Source organism: Actinomycetospora sp., assembly GCF_055612215.1.
This window is the reverse complement of sequence record NZ_JBVPVA010000284.1, coordinates 1-23536: the sequence shown is the minus strand read 5'-3', so window position 1 is coordinate 23536 and position 23536 is coordinate 1. Positions and strand designations below refer to the sequence as shown.

At 74.2% G+C, this 23536-nt stretch carries 19 protein-coding genes; 8 read left to right on the top strand and 11 right to left on the bottom strand.

The genetic code is table 11. From position 1 onward, the window contains the following. Window positions 1–220 precede the first annotated feature (220 nt). The 7 genes from AC0CYZ_RS07845 to AC0CYZ_RS07815 all read right to left on the bottom strand — a co-directional run bounded on the left by AC0CYZ_RS07845 (window position 221) and on the right by AC0CYZ_RS07815 (window position 7136). The gene (locus AC0CYZ_RS07845) at window positions 221–2344 is read right to left on the bottom strand and encodes an MFS transporter (protein WP_472213986.1); all 2124 of its coding nucleotides are present in this window, start codon (window positions 2342–2344) and stop codon (window positions 221–223) included. An 89-nt stretch (window positions 2345–2433) separates the two neighbouring features. Then, complete coding sequence (locus AC0CYZ_RS07840) at window positions 2434–3093, bottom strand: hypothetical protein (protein WP_472213984.1); 660 nt, start codon at window positions 3091–3093, stop codon at window positions 2434–2436. Between the two features lie 95 nt (window positions 3094–3188). Further along, window positions 3189–3578 (bottom strand): 4-carboxymuconolactone decarboxylase, encoded by a 390-nt coding sequence (gene pcaC / locus AC0CYZ_RS07835; RefSeq protein ID WP_472213982.1) that lies wholly within the window; start codon window positions 3576–3578, stop codon window positions 3189–3191. Then, entirely contained in the window at window positions 3575–4927 is a 1353-nt protein-coding gene (locus AC0CYZ_RS07830) for a lyase family protein (RefSeq protein ID WP_472213980.1), read from the bottom strand. Before AC0CYZ_RS07830 ends, pcaC begins: the two co-directional genes overlap by 4 nt. A 49-nt stretch (window positions 4928–4976) precedes the next feature. Next, the gene (locus AC0CYZ_RS07825) at window positions 4977–5516 is read right to left on the bottom strand and encodes a type 1 glutamine amidotransferase domain-containing protein (RefSeq protein ID WP_472213978.1); all 540 of its coding nucleotides are present in this window, start codon (window positions 5514–5516) and stop codon (window positions 4977–4979) included. Window positions 5517–5602: 86 nt separating this feature from the next. Then, window positions 5603–6097 (bottom strand): DUF309 domain-containing protein, encoded by a 495-nt coding sequence (locus tag AC0CYZ_RS07820; RefSeq protein ID WP_472213976.1) that lies wholly within the window; start codon window positions 6095–6097, stop codon window positions 5603–5605. Beyond that, on the bottom strand, window positions 6063–7136 hold the full coding sequence (locus tag AC0CYZ_RS07815; protein ID WP_472213974.1) for a TerC/Alx family metal homeostasis membrane protein: 1074 nt from the start codon (window positions 7134–7136) through the stop codon (window positions 6063–6065). Before AC0CYZ_RS07815 ends, AC0CYZ_RS07820 begins: the two co-directional genes overlap by 35 nt. 211 nt (window positions 7137–7347) lie before the next feature. Here AC0CYZ_RS07815 and AC0CYZ_RS07810 point away from each other — a divergent pair, with 211 nt between their 5' ends. After that, entirely contained in the window at window positions 7348–8595 is a 1248-nt protein-coding gene (locus AC0CYZ_RS07810) for a phosphodiester glycosidase family protein (protein WP_472213972.1), read from the top strand. 254 nt (window positions 8596–8849) lie between these two features. Here AC0CYZ_RS07810 and AC0CYZ_RS07805 read toward each other — a convergent pair whose 3' ends face one another. The 3 genes from AC0CYZ_RS07805 to AC0CYZ_RS07795 all read right to left on the bottom strand — a co-directional run bounded on the left by AC0CYZ_RS07805 (window position 8850) and on the right by AC0CYZ_RS07795 (window position 12355). Continuing rightward, entirely contained in the window at window positions 8850–9320 is a 471-nt protein-coding gene (locus AC0CYZ_RS07805; RefSeq protein WP_472213970.1) for a DUF4190 domain-containing protein, read from the bottom strand. 99 nt (window positions 9321–9419) lie between these two features. Beyond that, window positions 9420–11375 (bottom strand): acyl-CoA dehydrogenase family protein, encoded by a 1956-nt coding sequence (locus tag AC0CYZ_RS07800; protein ID WP_472213988.1) that lies wholly within the window; start codon window positions 11373–11375, stop codon window positions 9420–9422. A gap of 176 nt (window positions 11376–11551) precedes the next feature. Continuing rightward, window positions 11552–12355 (bottom strand): TetR family transcriptional regulator, encoded by an 804-nt coding sequence (locus tag AC0CYZ_RS07795; protein ID WP_472213969.1) that lies wholly within the window; start codon window positions 12353–12355, stop codon window positions 11552–11554. A gap of 58 nt (window positions 12356–12413) precedes the next feature. Here AC0CYZ_RS07795 and AC0CYZ_RS07790 point away from each other — a divergent pair, with 58 nt between their 5' ends. From AC0CYZ_RS07790 to AC0CYZ_RS07765, 6 genes are all read left to right on the top strand, one after another. Next, window positions 12414–13703: an acetyl-CoA C-acetyltransferase gene (locus tag AC0CYZ_RS07790; RefSeq protein ID WP_472213967.1), complete on the top strand. Its 1290-nt coding sequence runs from the start codon at window positions 12414–12416 to the stop codon at window positions 13701–13703. A 17-nt stretch (window positions 13704–13720) separates the two neighbouring features. Then, complete coding sequence (locus tag AC0CYZ_RS07785) at window positions 13721–15103, top strand: 3-oxoacyl-ACP reductase (RefSeq protein WP_472213965.1); 1383 nt, start codon at window positions 13721–13723, stop codon at window positions 15101–15103. Then, window positions 15103–15957 carry a MaoC family dehydratase gene (locus AC0CYZ_RS07780; protein WP_472213963.1) on the top strand — a complete coding sequence of 285 codons (855 nt, stop codon included), beginning with the start codon at window positions 15103–15105 and terminating at the stop codon, window positions 15955–15957. Before AC0CYZ_RS07785 ends, AC0CYZ_RS07780 begins: the two co-directional genes overlap by 1 nt. Window positions 15958–16335: 378 nt before the next feature. After that, entirely contained in the window at window positions 16336–17850 is a 1515-nt protein-coding gene (locus tag AC0CYZ_RS07775) for a hypothetical protein (RefSeq protein WP_472213961.1), read from the top strand. 61 nt (window positions 17851–17911) lie between these two features. Further along, window positions 17912–18601 carry a FadR/GntR family transcriptional regulator gene (locus tag AC0CYZ_RS07770; RefSeq protein ID WP_472213959.1) on the top strand — a complete coding sequence of 230 codons (690 nt, stop codon included), beginning with the start codon at window positions 17912–17914 and terminating at the stop codon, window positions 18599–18601. Continuing rightward, the gene (locus AC0CYZ_RS07765; protein ID WP_472213957.1) at window positions 18598–20238 is read left to right on the top strand and encodes an MFS transporter; all 1641 of its coding nucleotides are present in this window, start codon (window positions 18598–18600) and stop codon (window positions 20236–20238) included. Before AC0CYZ_RS07770 ends, AC0CYZ_RS07765 begins: the two co-directional genes overlap by 4 nt. A 76-nt stretch (window positions 20239–20314) precedes the next feature. Here the strand turns inward: AC0CYZ_RS07765 and AC0CYZ_RS07760 are convergent, their stop codons facing one another. Further along, window positions 20315–21331 carry an NADP-dependent oxidoreductase gene (locus tag AC0CYZ_RS07760; protein WP_472213955.1) on the bottom strand — a complete coding sequence of 339 codons (1017 nt, stop codon included), beginning with the start codon at window positions 21329–21331 and terminating at the stop codon, window positions 20315–20317. A 199-nt stretch (window positions 21332–21530) separates the two neighbouring features. Here AC0CYZ_RS07760 and AC0CYZ_RS07755 point away from each other — a divergent pair. Then, window positions 21531–23536: ATP-dependent Clp protease ATP-binding subunit (locus AC0CYZ_RS07755; RefSeq protein ID WP_472213953.1), on the top strand; the 2006-nt coding region annotated here is incomplete at its 3' end.

Below are 23536 nucleotides of genomic sequence, written 5' to 3'. Positions count from 1 at the left end.
TCCTGCGCCATGTGCCCTTGATCATCGGGGCGGCCGCCGCGCTGGGCCGCCCCCTCCGTCGAGGGGCACACCTGGCAGGTCAGAGGCCGCCAATTCCTGCGCGATGTGCCCCTGATCATCGAGAGGCCGCCGCGCTGGCCGCCCCTCCGCCGAGGGGCACACCCGGCAGCTCCGGGGCCGCCGATACTTGCGCCATGTGCCCCTGACGAGGGGCGGCAGCTCAGCGGCGCCGGTCCAGCACGACGTCGAGGTCGACCGGCAGGGTGCTCACCGACACCTGCGTCGCCCGCGGCGCCACCGAGCCGTCCGAGCCCTGCGGGGTCGCGATGACGAGGAAGTCCCCCGGCGAGGGCGGCTCGAGGCGGAAGCGCCCGTCGTCGTCGGAGAGCGTCCGGCCCGCCTGACGCCCGGAGCGGTCGACCAGCGTGAGCACGGCGGCCGTCGGAGTGGCATCCGGGCCGAGGACCCGGCCCTGGAGCAGACGTCCCGACGCCGAGCTCCCGTCGCCGTGGCCGTTCACACCGTGGCCGTTCGCACCGTGGCCGTTCGTCCCCGCGCCGACACCCACCGGCGTGCGGTCGTCCGCGTCGCGCGCGATCCCCGTCACCGGGCCGCCGTCGACGTCGTCGCCGACCGGCTCCGCGGCCACCGCGGAGGCCGGCTCCTGGTAGGCGTACTTGCCACCCCGCAACAGCGACGCCAGCGCCGCCACCACGCAGCAGGCGGCGGCGAAGACGAGCGCGAAGGTGAGGCCGTCGGCGAACGGACCGCTGATCAGCGACGGGAAGAAGGAGCGCCCGGTGAGGAACTCCGCCTGCTGGGGGCCGACCTGGGCGAGCACCTGCGGGCCGAGCAGGGTCTGCATCGGGTTGTAGCCGAGGAGGGCGGCGAAGAGCGTCGAGACCGGCGGCAGTTCGGCGATCCGCCCAGCGGCGTCGGCCGGGACCCCGTGGGCGAGCAGCCCGGTGCGCAGCGCCCCGGGCAGCGAGCTCGAGAGCCCGAGGATCAACATCGAGAAGAAGATGCCGATCGAGAGCACCGTCGCGGCGTTCTGGAACGTCGAGGTCATCCCGGCGGCGGCGCCGCGCTGGCGGGGCGGCACCGAGTTCATGATCGCGGCGCGGTTGGGCGAGGAGAACAGGCCCATCGAGAGGCCGTTGACCGCGAGGATGATCGCGAAGCCCCAGTAAGAGAAGTCGACGGGCAGGAACTTCAGCAGCAGGAAGCTCACCGCCGCGCCGAGCATCCCGATCGTCGCGTAGGCCCGCGCGCCGTGGCGGTCGGACAGGACGCCGGAGATCGGGCCGGCGACGAGGAAGCCGATCGTGAGCGGCACCATGTAGATGCCGGCCCACAGCGGCGTCGACTCGTAGTCGTAGCCGTGCTGGGGCAGCCAGATGCCCTGCAGCCAGATGATCAGGATGAACTGCAGGCCACCGCGCCCGAGGGCCGCGAGCAGGCTCGCGATGTTCCCGGCGGTGAACGCGCGGATGCGGAACAACGAGAGGTGGAACATCGGCTCGGCGACCCGGGTCTCGACGACCGCGAAGACCGCGAGCACGACGACGCCGCCGATCAGCAAGCTGAGCACCATCGGGCTCGTCCACCCCATGACGTGGCCGCCGTAGGGCTGGATGCCGTAGGTGATGCCCATGAGCACCGCGACGAGGCCGACGGCGAAGGTGACGTTGCCCCACCAGTCGATCCGCGCCGCGTGGCGCTCGCCGGCCTCCTTGAGCTTGTAGTAGGCCCAGATCGTGCCGAACACGCCGATCGGCACCGACACCACGAACACCAGGTGCCAGCTGATCGGGGCGAGCACCCCGCCGATGACCAGGCCGATGAACGAGCCCGCGATGGCCGCGATCGAGTTGATGCCGAGGGCCAGACCGCGCTGGTGGGTGGGGAACGCGTCGGTGAGGATCGCCGTCGAGTTCGCGAGCAGCAGCGCGCCGCCGATGCCCTGCAGGACCCGCATCACGATCAGCCAGATCGCCCCGGCGTCGCCCTGCAGCCAGGTGACGGCGAGCAGGATCGAGAAGAACGTGAAGACCGCGAACCCGAGGTTGTACATGCGGGTCCGGCCGTACATGTCGCCGATGCGCCCGAAGCTCACGACGAGGACCGCGGTCACCACGAGGTAGCCCATGATCAGCCACAGCAGGTAGCTGATGTTCGACGGCGCCAGCGGGTCGATGTCGATCCCGCGGAAGATGTCGGGCAGCGCGATGAGCAGGATCGACATGTTGATCGTCACGATCAGCACGCCGAGCGTCGTGTTCGACAGGGCGACCCACTTGTAGCGGTCGGACCGCGCCTGCCCGGTCGGTGCCGTCGCCGTCACGCGGACCTCCCCCTCGTCGTTAGCCTATGCAAATAGATCGTACGCCGCGGGAGTACCCGCACGCGGCGCGATGTAGACGGGGCCCGGCGTCAGGAACCGGCGGGCACCAGGACCGGGAGCACCCGCTGGACGAGGTCGACGAGCACCGAGCGGGCCTGGTCGGCCGACAGCGAGCCGCGGTTGAGGGCGGCGCTCACGGTCACGCGGCGGTACGAGACGACGAGGAACGGCCCGTCGGGGTCGGAGAAGAACGTCCCGGCCGCGGCGCCGATCGGGGTGTCGACGCCGTTGACCCCGGAGCTCTGCTCGACCTGGTTGTTGACCGCCACCTGGGCCTGCGCGGCCTCCGGGGTGGCATACCCGCTGGCCAGCATCTTGAGGACCTGCGAGCCCTGGTTCGGCGCGCCCGGACCCCCGGTCGAGGTGTAGGTGCACGTGACCCGCTCGAGCCGGCTGACCGACGGGGCGGGCACGTCGCGCAGTGCGCGGACGTCGATGCTGCCCAGCGGGAGGCCGAGCAGGTTCGGCAGTTCGTCCTTGGAGAGGATCTGGTTGCAGTCGGTGGGGATCAGCGTCGAGCGCGGCGCGGGGGCCGACGTCGGCGCGGCCGCGCCCGGGCCCGGGAAGGTGGGGATCGGCGGCGTCGCCAGGTCGGGGCCCGACGAGCAGCCCGCGAGCAGAGCCGTCAGGGCCAGCGCCGCCAGGGACGACCTCGCCGCCGCCCGCCGTCGTCCCGCTCGTCCCCGCACCCTCGTCCCCTCGCGATCAGCACGCCGCTGTCGACGCCCACGGTAGTGGGCGGCCACCCGCGCGCCCCGCACGGCGCACGGGTCGCGCGACCGGGTCAGCCCTCGGGGATCTCCGCCAGCACCCGCTGCGCGACCCCGAACGCCCGATTGGCGGCCGGCACCCCGGCGTACACGCCGACCTGCAGCAGGACCTCGCGGATCTCCGCGCGGGTCAGGCCGTTGCGCAGCGCCGCCCGCACGTGCATGGCGAGCTCGCCGTCGTGGTGCAGCGCGGCGAGCACGGAGAGCGTGACGATGCTGCGCTGGCGGCGGTCGAGGCCCGGCCGGTTCCAGATGCCGTCCCAGGCGTAGCGGGTGATGAAGGCCTGGAAGTCCGCGGTGGTGTCGTCGATGCCGGCGATCGCCCGGTCGACGTGCTCGTCGCCGAGGACCTCCCGGCGGGTGGCGAGGCCGGCGGGGTCCAGCTCGGGCGTCGGGTCGGTCACGGGTGCTCCTCGGAGGCGACGGCGGGTTCGCGGGCGGCCAGGAAGGCGTCGACGAGCGCGACGGACTCGCCGACGTGTGCCGCCGGGTCGAGCGCGGCGTCGACCTCGGCGCGGGTGATGTCGGTGCCGGCGAGGGCGTCGGCGAGCACGTCGGCGAACGGCCTGTGCTCGTCGAGGCTCGTCGAGGCGGCCGCGGTGACCAGGCCCTTCGGGTCCTCGACCCGGCCGCGTAACGACGTCGAGACGTTCTCGGCCAGGAGCAGCCCGCCGGTGGCGTCGAGCGCGGCGGCGACCCGGTCCGGGTCCAGCACCAGGTGGGCGAGCCCGTCCGCGAGCCACGCCGCGCCCGAGCCGACCGTGCGCAGCAGCTCCGAGGTCGGTCGCCACTCCGCGTGCCACGGTCCGGCGGCGCGCTCGTACTCGTGGCCCGAGGCGGCGGTGAGCAGCGCGGCGACCAGGCCCGGCACCGTCACCGCGGCCGCGCGGGCCGAGATCGCGGCGACCGGGTTGCGCTTATGCGGCAGGGTCGACGACCCGCCGCGGCCGGGGACGTCCTCGCGGACCTCGCCGACCTCGGTCTGGGCGAGCAGGACCAGGTCGGTCGACACCGAGCCGATCGCCGCGCCCGCGCGCCCGAGCAGTCCGGCCAGCTCGGCGACACGGCCGCGCTCGGTGTGCCACGCGAGCGCGGGCTCGTCGAGGTCGAGCCGCCGCGCGAGCGCCGCGCGCACGGCGCGGCCCCGCCCGGCGAAGGCCGCGAGCGTGCCGACGGCGCCGCCGAGCTGCACCGCGGGCCGCCAGCCCCGCAGGGCCCGCACGGCGTCGTCGAGCCCGCTCGCCCACCCGGCGGCGCGCAGCCCGACGGTGATCGGCGCGGCCTGCTGCAGCAGGGTGCGGCCCGCCGCCGCGCGGTCACGGTGCTCGCGGGCGAGCCCGGCCGCGGCGTCGGCCGCGGCGGCGAGATCGGCCGTGATCACGCCCAGCGCCCGGCGGGTGACGAGCACGCTCGCCGTGTCGACGACGTCCTGGCTGGTGGCGCCCCGGTGCACCGCCGCGGCGGCCTCGTCCCCGGCGTCGGCGCGCACCACCGCGCGCAGCGCCGCGACCAGGGGCACGACGGGGTTCCCGGCGGACGCGGCGTCGACGGCGAGCGCTGCGACGTCGAAGTCCCGGGGCCGACACGCCGCCGCGATCGCGTCCGCGTCCGCCGCGGCGAGCCCACCCGCCTCGGCCGTGGCGTGGGCGAGGGCGGCCTCGACGTCGAGCATGGCGGCGAGCCAGGCGCCGTCGGAGACGACGTCCCGGGCTCCGCCGCGCGCGAGGATCTCGTCGAACAGGCCCGGGGTCACCGGCGCATCATGCCGTGCGCGCGGCGCCCGGGCCGCCGAAGAGCACCGCTCAGGCGAACTCCTTGAGGATCGTCGAGCAGAACGCGTCGAGGTCGTTCGGGTTGCGGCTGGTGATCAGCCCCTGGTCGACGACGACCTCCTCGTCGACCACGTCGCCACCCGCGTTGCGGATGTCGGTGCGCAGGCTCGGGAACGACGTGAGCCGCTTGCCGCGCACGAGGTCGGCCTCGACGAGCGTCCAGGGCGCGTGGCAGATGGCGGCGATGGGCTTGCCGGCCCCGGCGATCGCCTGGACGAACGCGATGACGTCGCCGTTCTGGCGCAGCGTGTCGGGGTTGCAGGTGCCGCCCGGCAGGATCAGCGCGTCGAAGTCGTCGGCCGACACGTCGCTGATGGCCTTGTCGACGGTGAAGGTGTCGGCCGGGTTGATGTCGCCGTTCATCGCCTGGATCTCGCCGGTGTCGACGGAGACGAGCGTCGTCGTCGCGCCCGCGTCCTCGGCGGTCTGGCGCGGCTGGGTCAGCTCGACCTGCTCGACGCCGCTCGCCGCGAGGATCGCGACGCGCTTGCCGGAGAGTTCGTTCGCCATGGCTGGAGGGCCTCCTCGGGAGGTGACTGCGCTGACGCGGCCCGGGTGCCCGGGGTCTCCGGTCCCCGAAACGGCCCCGGGAGCGCTCAGCCGCGCAGCTGCGGGGGCCCGCCCGCGCCGAGCTCCCCGTCGCCCTCGACCGCGTCCGCCCGCGCGTGGCCCCACCCGGCCAGCCGCGGCGCGTCGACGCCGTACCGCGCCGCGGCGCTCGCCCCCTCGGCCACGGTGTCGGCACCGCGACGCAGCAGCGAGACCGCGCCGCGGCGGTTGCCGCGCTGTTCGTGGGTGAGCCCCACGGCGAGCTGGGCGAGGCCCTTCCAGAAGGGGCGCTCGTCGTCGGGACCCGCCTTCCAGGCGCCCTCGAGGATCTCGTGGGCGTGGAAGGGATAGCCGCCGTCGAGCAGGCGCTGGGCCTCGGCGAGCGCGTCGTCCGGGGCGAGCACGACGTCCTCGTCGACCCGTTCCACCCCGGCCTCGCCGGGCGGGAGGGGCCGCCCGGAGGCGTCGCGCGGCCGGGCGTTGCGCGCCCGCCCCGACGGGTCGCGGTCACGGTCGGTGCGTCGGGCTCCCGGTGCCGTCATGCTCCGAGCCTGACACGGCACCCGACGCGGTGTCGTCCGTCGCGGCGGACCCCGCGGCCTCGACCGGCCCGGGCCCCCCGGCCCCCCGGCCCCGCGTGCTCGCGAGGCTGGCGACGGTCACCACGGCGAGGGTGACGACGATGACCGCGAGCGAGAGCCACGTCGGCACCTCGGGGAACGCCGGCGAGACGTCCTCGTGGAGGTAGAGCAGGATCAGCTTCACGCCGATGAAGGCGAGGATGAACGCGAGCCCGTAGCTCAGGTACCTGAGGCGGTCGAGCAGCCCCACCAGCAGGAAGTACAGGGCGCGCAGGCCGAGCAGGGCGAACGCGTTGGCGGTGAACACCAGGTAGGCGTTCTGCGTGATCCCGAAGATCGCCGGGATCGAGTCGAGCGCGAACACCAGGTCCACCGAGAGGATCACCGTGACCGCGATGAACAGCGGGGTGACGCCGAAGCGGCCGCCGATCCGGCGCGTCAACTGCCCGTCGTGCGCGTCGCCGGGGGCGTTGTCCTCCTCGTGGACGGTGACCAGCCGGCGGGTCAGGCGCACGGCGACGTTGTCGCTCATGTCCTTCGGCGGGCTGTTGTGCGACCGGATCAGCCCGTAGGCGGTCCAGAGCAGGAACAGCCCGAAGACCACGAAGACGAACGCGAACGCGGAGATCACCGCGGCGCCGATCAGGATGAAGATCGCGCGCATGACCAGCGCGCCGATCACGCCCCAGAGCAGCACCTTCTGCTGGTGGCGCTTCGGGACCGCGAACTGGCCGAGGATCACCGCGAAGATGAACAGGTTGTCGACCGACAGGCTCTTCTCGACCAGCCACCCGGCGAAGTACTCGGTCGCGGGCTGCGAGCCCATGAAGACCCACAGCCCGACGCCGAACGCCAGGGCGACGACGACGTAGATCACCGACCAGAGCGTCGCCTCGCGGAAGCTCACCTCGTGGGGTGACCGCGCGTGCCAGACGTCGACGGCGACCAGGACCGCGATCCCGCCCACCGTCGCCGCCCAGACCCAGAACGGGACCGTCACCCTGCCTCCCTCGACGCGGCCGCCCCCGCGCCGTCCGCGCGGGATCCGGTCCTCCTCACCGTGACGACGAACGAGGAGGACTTTGAGTTCCCTTTACCTCGTGAGGTCGACCACGTCACCCGTCCCGGCGAACTCTCCTCGGCCCGCGCGCGGCCCGCACCCCCCGCTCGCCAGCGCAGGGAACGGTGCGCCGCGGCGGAGGTGAGGGCCGATGGCGGGGATCCGGGTGGTGCGACCGGTCGCGGGTGTGGTCGCGGCGCTGGCGACGGCGTTGGTGGTCGCCCCGAGCGCGCTGGCGGGGCCGCCGGTCCCGCCGGTCCCACCACCGGCGCCGGACCCGGGCGGCCGGGTGCTCGACCAGATCGAGGACCCCCGCAGCGGCGACGTGCCGGGGACCCAGTACCGCGACTTCACGACGACCGTGGCGGCGGGCCGGGTGCGGGGGCACGTGGTGCGCGTCGACCTCGCGAACAGGTCGGTCGCGGTCAGCCTGCTCCGCTCCCCCGTCGTCACGGCGACGGCGACCGTGCCCGACCTGGCGGCGCGGGCCGGCGCGATCGCCGCCGTCAACGGGGACTTCTTCGACGAGGGCGGGACCGGGGCGCCCGTCGGGGTGGAGCTCTCCGGTGGGGTCCCGATCACCTCCTCCGTCGTCCCGGGCCGCCGGCCGGCGCCCCCCGGACCCCCTGGCTCGGACCCGGAGACGGTGCTGGGGATCGACACGTCGGGGGCCGCACGGATCGACTCGGTGCACTTCGTCGGCAGCGTGGACACCGCCGCCGCGCCGCTGCCGTTGCGGGGGCTGAACACCTACGTGGTGCCCGTCGGCGGCATCACGGTCTTCACCCCGGTCTGGGGTGGCGTGCCCCGCACGCGCACCGTCTGCGGGTCCGACACCGACGCCCACGCGCCGTGCAGCCCGCGCAGCGCCGAGGTCCTGGTCCGCAACGGCCGGGTGGCCGCGACCGGCCCGGTCGGCACCGCTCCGGTGCCCGCCGACGCCGTGGCGCTCGTCGGGCGGGACGCGGGGGCGGACGCCCTGCGCGCACTGCGCGTCGGGGACCGCGCGGTGCCGCACTGGGAGCTCCGCGCGGCCGGGACCCCGGCGCTGCGGACCGCGCTGGGCGCGCTGCCGCTGGTGCGGGGCGGGGCGCCGTGGGCCGGGCTGCAGGACACCGAGCGGGCGCCGCGCACGGCGGTCGGCTTCTCGACCGACGGGCGCACCCTCGCGCTGATCGCGGTCGACGGCCGGGCGCAGGCGAGCGTGGGGACGACGCTCGCCCAGCTCGGGCGCCTCGTCGTCGAGCTCGGCTACCCGCAGGCCGTCGCGCTCGACGGCGGCGGCTCCACCCAGATGGTCCGCCGGCCGGCGGGCGGCGCGCTCGCCGTCGTCAACACCCCCTCGGACCGCCCGCTGCGCCCGGTGCGCGACGCCGTCGGGGTGGTGCCGGCCCGCTGACGACGGGGTGCTCCGGGTCCGGAGGACGGGCGCCCCCGGGGAACACGACGGCGGCGGACGTGGTTGTATCGGGCGTCCGGACCGGGCGCCATGTGCCCCCGGGTCTCATTTAAGAAGGCCTCCAGGGACGATCGTTCGGCTGAAGCCCTGGTGTGCCAACCGCCGCGAGGCGGCTCATCGCCCGGTTCGGACGCCTTCCTACGACGACGGGGCCCTGCACTGGAGTGCGGGGCCCCGTCGTCGTGTGTGCGGTCCTACTGGCCGCCGCCGATGTCGGGCAGCTGCTGCTGGAACTGCTGCTTGCAGGCGGCGACGGCCTGCTGGACGGCCGCCGGGTTCCCGGCGTTCTGGGCCTGCGAGAGGCACTGCTGGGCCTGCTGGAGCGAGTTGGCGCCCCCGGTCTGGAAGAAGGCGAAGAGCCCGAAGCCGACGACCAGGCTGAGGATGATGTTCACGATGATCGACAGGATGCCGAGCAGGAGCCCCGTCAGCGCCATCCCGCCGTTGCCCGCGAGGCCACGGCGGGCCCGGCCCCGGCCGATGATGCCGAAGACCAGCGCGAGCAGGCCGAGGACCAGCCCGACGATCGGCAGCCACCAGCACGTGAGGATGCCCAGGATCCCGAAGATCAGGGCGGCGACACCCATCCCGTTCTTCGGCGCCGGGGGTGGCGTCGCCGTACTCGAATCCCACTGTCCGTGGGGATCGGCCGGGGTGCTCGTCACGTCGTGGTCCTTCCTCGGGCGTCGCACCGGGCGCGGCCGGGCCGGTGCGGTGTCCACCCTGTACCCGGAGTGGCCTCGTTCACACGACTCGTACCCCGTTCAGGCCTGCTGCGCACCCGAGTCCGCGTGGGCGTGCGCGGCGGCCTCGTCCTGACGGCGCTGCTCGGCGCCGGTGGCGATGGGGGCGCCGATCCAGGGCTCCGGGATGCCGAACGCGTCGACGAGCGCCCGGGCGTGGGGCCGCAGCCCGAGGCAGAGCCGGTTGACCTCCGCCGTCACGGCCTTCGAGCGCGTGGCGGACATCCGGCCGTGCTCGAGGAACCAGCCCTTGTCGGCCTCGATCACCGAGAGCGCGTAGAGGTCGCACACCTGGCGCATCAGGCCCTTCGCCGTCGGGTCCGCCTGGGCCTCGCAGGCCCGGTTGAACGCGTCGAGGACGAGCCCGTCGAGGTGGCTGCGGGCCGCCCGCAGCAGGTGGTCCTGGGCGTTGTTGAAGATCTGGAACGCGCGGTCGGGGCCGACGCCCTTACCGCGGGCCGGGCGCAGCCGGCGGACCAGCGAGTCGAGGGTGTGCTCCTCGCGGTCGTCGAGCAGCTTGATCTGCCAGGAGGCGTCGAGGACGGCGTCGTCGTCGCCTCCCGTCGCGGCGCCGCGCAGGCGCTCCGCGAGGGCGTGCAGCGACGTCCGCTCCGCGACCGAGTCGAGCACCTGGTCGGCGACGAAGCGGATGGTGCCCAGCGTGTCGAGGTTGCCGAAGTCGTCGGCGTAGCCGGAGATCAGGCCCTTGGCGACGAGCTGGAGCAGGACGGTGTTGTCACCCTCGAAGGTGGTGAACACGTCGGTGTCGGCCCGCAGGTCCGCGAGCCGGTTCTCCGAGAGGTAGCCCTGCCCGCCGCAGGCCTCACGGCAGACCTGGATCACCTCGGTGGCGTTCCAGGTCGAGAGCGCCTTGATGCCGGCCGCGCGCGACTCGAGCTCGCGCTGGCGGCGCTCGTCCACGTCGCCGCCGGCCTCGCGGGTGGTCTGGACGTCGTGGAGCATCTCGACGAGCTCGTTCTGGGCGAAGCGCAGCGCGTAGGTGCGGGCCAGCAGCGGCAGCAGCTTGCGCTGGTGGGCGAGGTAGTCCAGGACCGCGATCTCGCCGTCCCCGCCGGGCGCCGCGAACTGGCGGCGGGCCTCGCCGTACCGGATCGCGATCGTCAGCGCGAGCATCGCGGCGCCGACCGCCGAGCCCGAGACGCTGATCCGGCCGCGCACCAGCGCCCCGAGCATCGTGAAGAAGCGGCGGTTCTCGCTCTCGATCGAGCTCGAGTAGGTGCCGTCGGCGGCGACGGTGCCGTAGCGGTCGAGCAGGTTCTCGCGCGGCACGCGCGCCCCGTGGAAGGCCAGGCGTCCGTTGTCGACCCCGTTGAGCCCCTCCTTGTGCCCGTCGTCGGTGATCTCGACACCGGGCAGGACGGTGCCGTCCTCGTCGCGCAGCGGGACCAGGACGGCGTGCACGCCGTGGCGCTCCGCCTCCCGCCCCGCCGGCGCCGTCCAGAGCTGCACGAACACCACGGCCATGCGCCCGTCGCGCGCGGCGTTGCCGATGTAGTCCTTGCGCGCCGACTCGGTGGGGGTGTCGATCACGAACTCGCCGGTGCCCGGGTCGTAGGTCGCCGTGGTGTGCACCGACTGCACGTCCGAGCCGTGGCCGGTCTCGGTCATCCCGAAGCAGCCCGGGAGGCTGAGGTCCATCACGCCGGGCAGCCAGCGCGCGTGCTGCTCGGGGTTGCCGAGGGCCTGGATGGCGCCACCGAACAGACCCCACTGCACCCCGCTCTTGACCTGCAGCGACAGGTCCGCGAAGGCGAGCATCTCGAAGGAGACGACGGAGGCGCCGATGTCGCCCAGCCCGCCCACGGAGGTGGGGAAGCCGTGCACCGCGTGGCCGTCGGCGGCGAGCTGCCCGAGCATCTCCCACACCCGCTCGCGGTGGGTCTCGACGTCGGTGCCGGGGGCCACGCGCAGCGTCGCGAAGTCGTCGCGGGCGCGGATCTCCTCGCGGACGTCCATCCACCGGCCGTCGAGGGCACGGCGCACGGCGTCGACGGCGGCCGGGGTGACCGACTCGGGGTCGAGGTGGGTACTGGCGGTCACGGTCCGGACCTCCCGAGAGGCGGGGCGGGGCGGTCGGGCGACCGCCGTCGACTCCAGGTTACCCGCGAGTAGGCCCCCCTCGGGTGTGATCCTCAGGCGGACGCGGCGGCCGCGTTCACCGTGCGCGAGAGGCCGGCCCAGGCCAGGTCGGTGATCTCGGCCGCGATCGTCTCGCGCGCCACCTCGGGGCGGACGGTCAGCCAGTGGTCGCCCACGGAGCGCACCATCCCGACGAGGGAGTGCCCCCAGGTCGTCGCCGGCGTCGCGTCGCGGCCCTGGCGGTGCAGCTCGGTGGAGATGATGTCGCCGACGAAATCGCCGATGAACGACGTGAGGTCGCCGACGAAGTCGTTCGGGCCGCCGGCCGACGACGACCGCTCCGAGGCGGGCGGGCGCATCACGTAGCGGTAGATGTCCGGGTCCGCCTCGATCAGCGAGAGGTAGGCGTCCACCCCGGCGAGCAGGGTCTGCTCGGGCGGACCCGCCACCCGCATCGCGTCCTGGACCTTCCCGACGATCACGGCACCGACCCGCTCGCAGACGGCCTGGTAGAGGTCGAACTTGTCCGCGAAGTGCCGGTACACGACCGTCTTCGAGGTCCGCGCCTGCGCCGCGACCTGGCTCATGCCGACGTCGGCGCCGTGGGCGCGAATGGCGACGATGGTCGCGAGGGTCAGCTCGTTGCGCCGCGCGCGGCGGTGCTCGTCCCACCGGCTGGAACGTTTGTCGCGGCGCGGCGCCGGGGCACTGTGGCCATCGACTCCGCCCGCGCCGGCACCGTCGTCCGACGGGGCGTCGGACGCGGCGTCGCCCGACGACGGGCCCGGACGACCACGACGCGGTGCGTCGCGATGACCCCGGCCCTCGTCCTCGTGACGTTGCGAACGACGACTCACGGCACCCACGGTACCTGCTACTTTCGGGTAACGAACCCCAGCACCTCTGGAGGAACCAGTGGCCAGCCCCCGTCGCGCGGCGGTCGTCGGTGCCAACCGCATCCCGTTCGCCCGCTCCAACGGCGCCTACGCGCGCGCTTCCAACAAGGACATGCTCACCGCGGCGCTCGACGGTCTCGTCGCGCGCTTCGGGCTCGCCGACGAGCGGGTCGGGGAGGTCGTCGCGGGTGCCGTGCTCAAGCACAGCCGCGACTTCAACCTCACCCGCGAGGCGGTGCTCGCGAGCCGGCTCTCGCCGTGGACGCCCACCTACGACGTCCAGCAGGCGTGCGGCACCGGGCTCGAGGCCGCGGTCCTGATCGCCAACAAGATCGCCCTCGGACAGATCGAGTCCGGCGTGGCCGGCGGCGTCGACACCACCAGTGACGCCCCCATCGCCGTCAACGAGGACCTGCGCGAGGTCCTCCTGGCCGCCAACCGCGCCAAGTCCACGGCCGGGGTGCTCAAGGCCCTCGCCGGCCTGCGCCCGGGCCAGATCGTCCCCGAGATCCCGGCCAACCGGGAGCCCGGGACCGGGATGTCGATGGGCGAGCACGCGGCCCTCACCGCCGCCCACTGGGGCATCGAGCGCACCGCGCAGGACGAGCTCACCGCGCTCTCGCACCAGAACCTGGCGAAGGCCTACGACGCCGGGTTCTTCGACGACCTGATGACGCCCTACCTCGGGCTCACCAAGGACAACAACCTGCGCGCCGACTCCAGCGTCGAGAAGCTCGGCAAGCTCAAGCCGGTCTTCTTCCCCGCCGGGGCCGACAAGGCCGAGGCGACGATGACCGCCGGCAACTCGACGCCGCTGACCGACGGCGCCGCCACCGTGCTGCTCGCCAGCGACGAGTGGGCCGCCGAGCGCGGCCTGCCGGTGCTCGCGCACCTCGTCGACGCCGAGACCGCCGCCGTCGACTACGTCCACGGCGACGAGGGCCTGCTCATGGCGCCGGCCTACGCCGTCCCGCGGATGCTCGAGCGCAACGGGCTCACCCTGCAGGACTTCGACTTCTACGAGATCCACGAGGCGTTCGCGTCCACGGTGCTCGCGACGCTCGCGGCGTGGGAGAGCCCGCAGTTCTGCAAGGAGCGCCTGCGCCTCGACGCGCCGCTGGGCTCGATCGACCGCGGCAAGCTCAACGTCCACGGCTCCTCGCTGGCGGTCGGCCACCCGTTCGCCGCCACCGGCGCCCGGATCGTGCCGACGCTCGCCAAGATCCTCAAGCAGAACGGTGGGGGCCGCGGGCTCATCTCCATCTGCGCCGCCGGCGGCCAGGGCGTCGTCGCCATCCTCGAGGCCTGAGAAAGGAGCCCGTAGCGATGTCCCACGACTGGTACTCCGACTTCGTCAACTCCGGCATCGGCAAGGCGATCGCCGGCAACGTCGGCCTTCCGCCGGTGCCGAAGCTGCGCCGCTGGGAGCCCGGACAGCCGCTGCTGTCCGGCGCGGCGCTGCTGGGCACCGCGACCGCCGACGGCCGCGTGGCCAAGGTCGTGCGCGCCGTCCTCTCCGAGGCGGGGGTCGAGGTCCACGAGGATCCGGCCGCCCCCATCGGCGGCGGCTCCTCGACCTCGAAGGTCGCCGCGGCGATCGTCGACGCCACCGGGCTGTCCTCCCCGGCCGACCTCGCCGCGATCCAGGGCTTCCTGACGCCGTGCATGCGCCGCGTCGGGGCCTCGGGGCGCATCCTCGTGATCGGCGACGTGCCGGCCGAGGCCGACCGCCCCGCCGTCCGCGCCGCCCGCCGCGCCCTCGAGGGCCTCGTGCGCTCCGCGGCCAAGGAGGCCCGCTACGGCGCGACGGTCAACCTGATCCACGTCGCCGACGGCGCCGAGAACGACCTCGAGTCGACGCTGCGGTTCTTCCTGTCCTCCCGCTCGGCGTTCGTCGACGGGCAGCGCCTCGACGTCGGGGTGGTGCCGGGCTACGCCGGTTCGTCGGCGGGCACCGACTGGGACCACCCGATCGCGGGCAAGGTCGCCGTCGTCACCGGGGCCGCGCGCGGCATCGGCCGGACGGTGGCGACGACCCTCGCCCGGGACGGCGCCACCGTGGTGTGCGTCGACATCCCGTCGGCCGGGGACGCGCTGGCCCGCACCGCGAACGAGGTGGGCGGGACGGCGCTGCAGCTCGACATCACCGGCGAGGGCGCGGGCGAGGCGATCCTGTCGCACTGCGCGCGCCACGGCGGCATCGACATCGTCGTGCACAACGCCGGCATCACCCGCGACAAGCTGCTCGCGAACCAGGACACCGACCGCTGGAACTCGGTGATCGACGTCAACCTGAACGCCCAGCTGGCGATCAACGACGTCCTCATGGACTCCGCCGACGACACCGGCTTCCACCGCGGCGGCCGGATCGTCACGGTCTCCTCGATGGCCGGGATCGCGGGCAACCGCGGCCAGACCTCGTACGCCTCGTCGAAGGCCGGCGTCATCGGGCTCGTCGACGCCACCGCCCCGCTGCTGGCGGCCAAGGACGCGACGATCAACGCCGTCGCCCCCGGGTTCATCGAGACCGACATGACCGCCGCGATGCCCGTGGGCACCCGGGAGGCCGGCCGGCGCCTGTCGTCGCTGACCCAGGGCGGGCTCCCCGTGGACGTGGCCGAGACGATCGCCTACTTCGCGCAGGGCGCGTCGTACGCGGTCAACGGCCAGGTGCTGCGCGTCGACGGCCAGAACCTGCTGGGGGCGTAGTGGCGACCGAGACGCTGGACGCGCCCCCGACGCTGGGGGCGCTCTACGGCCGGGCGCTGCTCACCGCGCGCTCGGGCGGGGACTCGCTCCCCGACCGGACGCTGGAGCTCGCCGGCACGACCATCGACGCCGACGCGGTGGCGGACTACGCCCACGTGTGCGGGTTCGCCGTCGGCGCCGACGTGCCCCTGACCTACCCCCACATGCTGGCGTTCCCGCTGCAGATGCGGCTGATGACCGACCGCGAGTTCCCCCTGCCCGCCCCGGGCATGGTGCACCTGCGCAACGTCATCTCCCAGCGGCGGGCCCTCGAGGTCGGCGAGCCGCTGACGCTGCGGGTACACGCCGAGCGGCTCGTCGCCCACCCCAAGGGCGCGCAGGTCGACCTCGTCGCGACGATCGACACCGCCGACGGCGAGCGCACCTGGCACTCGCGGTCGACGTACTTCGTGCGCGGGGCGTCGGCGGACGACGCGACGGACTCGGCGCCGCCGGAGCCCGCGCCCGTCGTCGGGGACCGGCCGCACGCGGTGTGGAAGGTGCCCGGGGACATCGGCCGGCGCTACGCCGCGGTCTCGGGCGACGTGAACCCGATCCACATGAACTCGCTCGCCGCGAAGGCGTTCGGGATGCCGGGCACGATCGCGCACGGCATGTGGACCAAGGCGCGGGTGCTCGGCGCACTGTCCGGGCGCCACGGCCCGGCGATCACCGCCGACGCCGTGTTCCGGGCGCCGCTGCGCACCCCGTCGACGGCGCTGCTCTACACGGCGGCGGTCGCGGACGGGTGGGACGCCGCGCTGCGGTCCACCAAGGGCAAGGACCACCTGCTGCTGACGATCCGCTCGTCGTAGGCGGGTCCCGGTCCGTTCTGAGCGAGGGGCCCCTTCGGTCGATCTATCCGACCGAGGGGGCCCTTCGCTCGTTCCGGGGGTCGGCGCCCGCGACCCATGATCGACTTCCGGGCGGCAGAGTGCTCGCTCAGCGATCACTCTGCCGCCCGAATCGCGATCATGGTGCCGGGTGACCCGCCCGGCGGCGTCGACTCCGGGCACATGATCGCCTCCGTGGTGCGGCCGTTCGTCTGCGCCCCGTCCCGTCACACGATTCCCGACCACGATCCGGGCGGGGGGCGCACCGGGACACGAACCGGGCGCGCAGATGTCACGCAGGACACGCCCACCTCCGGGGCTTCACCGTCACACCGCGGGTCCCGAGGACGATGGTCGGTCGTGGCCCCTCCCTCGTCCGCCGTGGCGTCCTCGGACACCGACTCGACCGACCACGCCGACGAGTCGGACGAGGCCGGCGCGGCCGATGCGGCCGATGCGGCCGATGCGCTGAACAGCCCCACGGTGGCCACCACCGCGGTCGACGGCACCGCGCAGCCCGCCACCGAGGAGAACGATCCGACTCCGGACGATGCCCGCCACGACGAGCCCGGCGCCGAGGGCACCGACTCGGCGGCACCCGGACCGACGACCGACGCGGCCGAGGGCGAGACCGTCACGATCGCGACGAGCCCGGAGCCCCGCCGCCGGTTCCGCCTCCTGCCCCGCCGTCGGTGGCTGCGCCGGACCCTGGCCGCGCTCGCGGTCGTCGTCGTCCTGCTCGCCGTCCTCGTCACACCCTCCCTCGTGCACGCGCTGACCCGGCCGGGGTCGGACACCGTGGCCGCCCGGCTCGCGGAGTGGGGTCGCGACCACGGCCTCGGGCCGGTCGTGACCTGGCTCGAGGCGCGGCAGTACGACCTCGACCAGCCCCCGACCGGCGGCGCACCGCCCGGCGGCATCCCGCACGCCCCCGGCGCCGTCACGGACCGCCCCGGCGGCATCCCGGTGCCACCGCCGCTGCCCGCCCCCGACGGGCTCCCGCCTCTGCCCGGGGAGGGCCAGTGGCAGCCGGTGGTCTCCACCCCGCACGGCGACGCAGTGCGGATGACCACCGTGCGCCCAGACGCCGCGCACACCTCGTTCCTCGTGGGCGTGCTCTGGATGGACCCGACGCTCGTGCGCGGCGTCCTGCACCCCGGCACGGAGGACCCGGGCGGCGACTGGTCGGTGCCCGCGTCCGTCGACCCCGACGAGCAGCGCACCGTCGTCAGCGCCTTCTCCGCCGGCTTCCGCCTGCAGGGCGACAGCCACGGCGGCTGGTACCTCGACGGCCGTGAGGCGCGGCCGCTCGTGCCCGGCGCCGCGAGCCTGGTGATCCACCGCAACGGGACCGCCGACGTCGGCGCCTGGGGCAGCGAGGTCCGGATGGGCCCGGACGTGGCCGCGGTCCGGCAGAACCTGATCCCCCTGGTCGACCACGGCGTCGTCGACCCGACGTGCGCCACCGGCGGCACCGCCGAGTGGGGCTCCACCGTCGGGCAGGCCGCGTACATCAACCGCTCCGCGTTCGGGGTCACCGCGACCGGCGCCGAGATCTACGTCGGGGGCCCGGCGCTCTCGGTGTGCACGCTCGGCGAGATCCTCCGCTCGGCGGGCGCGGTGCGCGGGATGGAGCTGGACATCAACCCGGCGTGGGTCTCGGGCGCCTACTTCCACCCCACCGGGCAGCCGCGCCCCGACGCGTTCCAGCTCTTCCCCGGCGAGCAGGTCGGGGCCCAGCACTACCTGCAGCCCTCGAGCCGGGACTTCGTCTCGTTCGACCTGCGCTCCGTCGCGGACACCGCCGGCGCGCCGCCCTCGACGCAGCACCACGGCGGCAAGCACCCGCCGTCGGGTACCAAACACCACCCCTGAGCGTGACCGCGCGGACACTCCGCTGGTGGTCCGCGCAGACATGGGATGTCAGGATGTCTGGGTGCCCCTGGAGACCCCTCGGCGCGCGAGCGTCATCGGCGACGTGATCAGCCAGATGGAGACGATGGTCGTCTCCGGCGAGTGGCCGGTGGGCACGCGGATCCCGCCCGAACCCGAACTGGTCGCCGCGCTCGGCGTCGGACGCAACTCGGTCCGCGAGGCCGTGCGGGCGCTCGCGCACTCCGGGATGCTCGAGGTCCGCCAGGGCGACGGGACCTGGGTGCGGGCCGCCAGCGGACTGGGTGCGGCCCTCGACCGCTACGTCCGTCGCGCCGACGCCCGCCACGTCCTCGAGGTGCGCCGGGGCCTCGAGCGGGAGGCCGCGCGGCTCGCCGCCCGGCACCGCACGGACGAGGACCTCCGGCGGCTCACCGCCGCGCTCGCGCGCCAGCACGACCTGGCCGCCGCCGACGACCGCGACGGTTTCGTGCGCGGCGACCTCGAGTTCCACCGCCTGGTCACCGCCGCCGCGCACAACCCGGTGCTGGCGGACCTGCTCGACCACCTCGGCGACGCCCTGGCCGCGACGATCGCACTCACCGTGGCCGAGCAGCGCGCGGTGGGCTCGCCGCGCTTCCACGTGCACACCGATCTCGTCGAGGCCATCCGGGCCGGGGAGCCCGAGGCCGCGGGCCGCGCGTCGGACGCTCTGCTCGACGAGCTCCTCACCCTGGTCGGGGACCCGGCGTGAGCCGCCTCCGCACCGCGGCCCTCGTCGTCGCGGTCCTGCTGATCGCGCTGAACCTGCGCCCGGCCGTCGTCGCCGTGTCCCCGCTGCTCGCGCAGATCCGGGTCGATCTCGGGATCGGTGGCGCCGTCGCCGGGCTGATCACGACGCTGCCGGTGCTCTGCTTCGGCCTGCTCGCGCCGTTCGCGGGACGGCTGGCGCGCCGGATCGGGCTCGAGACCGCGCTGCTGGCGGCACTCCTGGTGCTGACCGCGGGTGTCCTCGTGCGGCTCGTCCCGACCCTCGCGACCCTCCTGGCGGGCAGCGTTCTCGCCGGGATCGCGATCGCCATCGGCAACACGTTGATGCCCGTCGTCGTCAAGCGGGACTTCCGCCACCGCACCGGCGTGATGACCGGCGCGTACTCGACGATGATCTCCGGCGGTGGCGCCCTGGCCGCCGCGGTGACGGTGCCCCTCGAGCACGCGACGGGCCTGGGGTGGCGCCCGACGCTGGCGCTGTGGGCGGTACTGGTCGCGGCCGGGGTCGCTCTCTGGGTCCCCTGGGTCGTCCGCGCCCGGCGCCGGGCCGCGGCCGCGCCGCCCGGCACCCCCACCGCGCCGGTGCGGGGGCTGTGGCGCAGCGCGCTCGCCTGGCAGGTCACGCTGGTCATGGGTCTGCAGTCGTTGCAGTTCTACGCCCTGACCGCGTGGGCTCCCACGATCTTCGTCGACGAGGGCCGCTCGGCCACCGAGGCCGGTCTGCTGCTCTCGCTCGCCGGGGTCTGCTCGTTGGTGACCTCCGCGATCACCCCGGTCCTCGCCGCCCGCAGCCGCACCCAGCACCACCTGCTCGCGGCGCTGATCGCCGTCTGGGTGGTCGGCCTCCTCGGCCTGCTGTTCGCCCCCGGGGCCCTCGCGCCGCTGTGGATGGTGCTGATCGGCCTGGGCCAGGGGATCGGGATCAGCCTCGGGCTCACGCTGATCACGCTGCGCTCCCCCGACGCCGCGCACACCTCCGAGCTCTCGGGGATGGCGCAGGGGATCGGCTACGTGCTCGCCGCGGCGGGCCCGCTGGCGCTGGGCGCGATCCACGACGCCACCGGCAGCTGGACCGCCCCGATCATCACGCTGCTCGTCCTGCTGGTGCCGCTCGCGGCGGCCGGGATCGGCGCGGCGCGGGATCGGCACGTGGCGGGGCGGCCCCCTCGCCCCGACAGCAACGGCACGATGCTGACACCTGACGTCAGGACGGCGCCGCTCACTCCTGGCGGCACCCCCGACCCGGCCAGCAGCAACGGCACGATGCTGACACCTGACGTCACGACGGCGCCGTTCACGCACGAGTGCGGCCCCGACCCGGAACGCATTCCGGACGACGGCTCGACGCGGACCGGGGTGCGTCGGACCCTCCGCGGCGTCGTGCGGACCGCGGGCGGGACCCCGATCCCCGGGGCGACCGTCACGCTGGTCGACGACGACGGCCACCAGCTCGGCATCGCCCACGCCGACGAGGCCGGCGGCTACGAGCTGGCCGTACCGCCGACCCCGTGCCTGCTGGTCTGCGCCGCCCCGGAGCACGTCCCGGACGCCCGCCGGGCGGCCCCGGGCCGGGTGGACGTCGTGCTCGCGCCGCGCCCGGCACCCGTCGTCGGGACCTGATCCCACCCGGACGTATGAACGGCGCCCGTCCTGACGTCAGGTGTCAGGGACATGCCGTTGCTGACCTCGCCGACGACTACGGCGTGACGAGCATCTTCCCGGTGTTCTCCCCGCGCAGGAGGCCCTGGAATGCCTCGACGGCGTGGTCCACGCCCTCGACGACGGTCTCCGCGAAGCGCACCCGCCCGTCGCGGACCCACGGGGTGACCTCCTCCAGGAACGCCGGGAAGCGGTCGAGCGAGTCGCTGACGATGAAGCCCTGGATCGACAGCCGCTTCTTGACGATGAGGAAGAGGTTGCGCGGGCCGGGCGTGGGGTCGTCGTCGGTGTCGTTGTAGTGCGCGATCGCCCCGCAGGCGGCGACGCGGGCGTGGTCGTTGGCCACCGCGATGGCGGCCTCGAGGTGGTCGGCGCCGACGTTGTCGAAGTAGACGTCGAGGCCGTCGGGCATCGCCTTCTCGAGCTGGTCGGCGACGGGACCGTCCTTGTAGTCGAACGCGGCGTCGTAGCCGAGCTCGCCGGTCAGCCACGCGACCTTCTCCGCGCTGCCGGCGCTGCCGACCACGAGCGAGGCGCCCCTCTGCTTCGCGATCTGCCCGACGAGGCTGCCGACCGCGCCGGCCGCGCCGGAGACGAACACCGCGTCGCCCTCCCGGAACGACGCCTTGTCCAGCAGCCCCACCCACGCGGTGAGCCCGGGCGCCCCGAGCACGCCGAGGTAGGCGCGCGGGTCCACGCCCTCGACGTCGGGGACCTGCTGCAGGTGCCGGGCCTTCGCGATCCCGTGATCGCGCCACGCGAGGTTGCCGAGCACGAGGTCCCCGACGGCGACCTCCGAGACGTCCGGGCCGACGGCGGTCACCTCGCCGACCGAGCGGCCGTCCATCACCTCGTGCAACCGGAACGGCGGGACGTACGACGGCACGTCGTTCATCCGCCCCCGCATGTAGGGGTCGACGGAGAAGGCGCGGTTGGCGACGAGGGCCTCGCCCGGGCCGGGCTCGGGCAGGTCGCGCTCGACGAGGGCGAAGTCGTCGGCGTCGGGGAAGCCGTGGGGGCGGCGGACCAGGTGGACCTCGCGGGCGGTCGTCATGGACGAGGACTACCCCCGATGACGGGCGTGTGTCGCACGGGGGCGACCGGGAACACGTGAGCCTCATCGACGCACCCCGGTGAGGCAGACCTGAGTCACACCGACTCAGGAATGAAACCGGTCCCCGGGTTGCTGACCACCCTGACGCCGCCGCAGGCACCTGGCCGCAGGCGGCAGGACCCCCCTCAGAGAGGTACGCATGACCAGCGCATTCGGTCCCGGCGGCCCCGGGTCCGGCCAATTCGACGACTTCCTGGCGCGCTTCCTCGGCGGAGCGACGCCGCGCGGTGCCCAGCGGATCGACATCACCGCGCTCATGACCGAGCAGGCCCGCGGCCTGGTCGGCGCGGCGGCCCAGCAGGCCGCGGAGCGCGGCAACACCGATCTCGACGCCTGGCACCTGCTGCTCGCCGCCCTCGCCGTCCCGCCGCTGCGCGCCCTGATCGCGGGGACGGGCGCGGACGTCGACGAGCTCGCCCGGCACGCCGACGCGCAACTGCCGCGCGGCGAGGCGCGTGGTGAGGCCCCGACGCTGACCCCCACCGCCAAGCGGACGCTGCTCGACGCGCACCAGATCTCCCGCGCCCTCGGTGCCAGCTACATCGGCCCCGAGCACATCGTGCTGGCGCTCGCCGCCAACCCGGACTCCCCGACCGGCAAGGGTCTGCAGTCGCGCGGGGTGGACCCGCAGTCGCTGCAGCGCTCGGCCTCCGGCGCGGGCCGGTCCGGCGCGGGCCAGGCCGGGCAGCAGGGCGAGAGCGACACCCCGACGATCGACCAGTTCGGCGTCGACCTGACGGGCAAGGCCCGTGCAGGCGAGCTGGACCCGGTGATCGGGCGGGAGGACGAGGTCGACCAGACCCTCGAGGTCCTCTCGCGTCGCACCAAGAACAACCCGGTGCTGATCGGTGAGGCCGGCGTCGGCAAGACCGCCGTCGTCGAGGGCATCGCCCAGCGCATCGTCGCGGGCGACGTCCCCGAGCAGCTCACCGGCAAGCGCATCGTCCAGCTCGACCTCACCGGCATGGTGGCGGGCACCCGCTACCGCGGTGACTTCGAGGAGCGCATGACGAAGCTCGTCGACGAGATCCGGCAGCACTCCGAGGAGCTCATCGTCTTCATCGACGAGCTCCACACCATGGTCGGTGCCGGGGGCAGCGGCGAGGGTGGCGGCATGGACGCCGGCAACATCCTCAAGCCGGCCCTGGCCCGCGGCGAGCTGCACATCGTCGGCGCGACCACGCTCGACGAGTACCGGCAGTCCATCGAGAAGGACGCCGCGCTCGAGCGCCGCTTCCAGCCGGTGATGGTGCCGGAGCCGAGCGTCGCGGACACGATCGCGATCCTGCACGGGCTGCGGGACCGCTACGAGGCGCACCACCAGGTGCGCTTCACCGACGAGGCGCTGACGGCGGCCGCGGAGCTCTCCGAGCGCTACGTCACCGACCGGTTCCTGCCCGACAAGGCCATCGACCTCGTCGACCAGGCGGGCGCCCGCAAGCGGCTGCGCTCGCAGGCGCCGCACACCGACACCCGCGAGCTCGAGCAGCGCGTCGAGTCGCTGCAGCGCGACAAGGACCAGGCGGTCGCCGACGAGGACTACGAGCGGGCCGGGGCGCTGCGTGACGAGTTGAACGCTGCCGCGCAGGCCTTGACGGAGGCGCGCACCGAGCGCTCGTCCGGCCAGGGCGGCGTGCTCGAGGTGGGCGTCGAGGACATCGCCGAGGTGGTGTCGCGCTCGACCGGCATCCCGGTCGCGCAGCTCACCGAGACCGAGCGGTCGCGACTGCTCGGCCTGGAGGAGCAGCTCCACCAGCGGGTCGTCGGCCAGGACGACGCCGTGCGCGCGGTCGCCGAGGCGGTCCGCCGCTCGCGGGCCGGCCTGGGCGACCCGGACCGCCCGATCGGCAGCTTCCTGTTCCTCGGCCCGACCGGCGTCGGGAAGACCGAGCTCGCCAAGGCGCTCGCCGCGGTGATGTTCGGCGACGAGGACCGCATGGTCCGCGTCGACATGAGCGAGTACTCCGAGCGGCACACCGTGTCGCGGCTGGTGGGCTCGCCCCCCGGGTACGTCGGCTACGGCGAGGCCGGACAGCTGACCGAGGAGATCCGGCGCCGTCCGTACTCGGTCGTGCTGCTCGACGAGATGGAGAAGGCCCACCCGGACGTCTTCAACACGCTGCTGCAGGTGCTCGACGACGGCCG

Excerpts from the sequence above, each read along its gene's own strand:
- AC0CYZ_RS07825 (WP_472213978.1), bottom strand. The coding sequence starts at position 5,516 with ATGGCGAACGAACTCTCCGGCAAGCGCGTCGCGATCCTCGCGGCGAGC.
- AC0CYZ_RS07820 (WP_472213976.1), bottom strand. The coding sequence starts at position 6,097 with ATGACGGCACCGGGAGCCCGACGCACCGACCGTGACCGCGACCCGTCG.
- AC0CYZ_RS07800 (WP_472213988.1), bottom strand. The coding sequence starts at position 11,375 with ATGGACGTCCGCGAGGAGATCCGCGCCCGCGACGACTTCGCGACGCTG.
- AC0CYZ_RS07785 (WP_472213965.1), top strand. The coding sequence starts at position 13,721 with ATGTCCCACGACTGGTACTCCGACTTCGTCAACTCCGGCATCGGCAAG.
- AC0CYZ_RS07810 (WP_472213972.1), top strand. The coding sequence starts at position 7,348 with ATGGCGGGGATCCGGGTGGTGCGACCGGTCGCGGGTGTGGTCGCGGCG.
- AC0CYZ_RS07760 (WP_472213955.1), bottom strand. The coding sequence starts at position 21,331 with ATGACGACCGCCCGCGAGGTCCACCTGGTCCGCCGCCCCCACGGCTTC.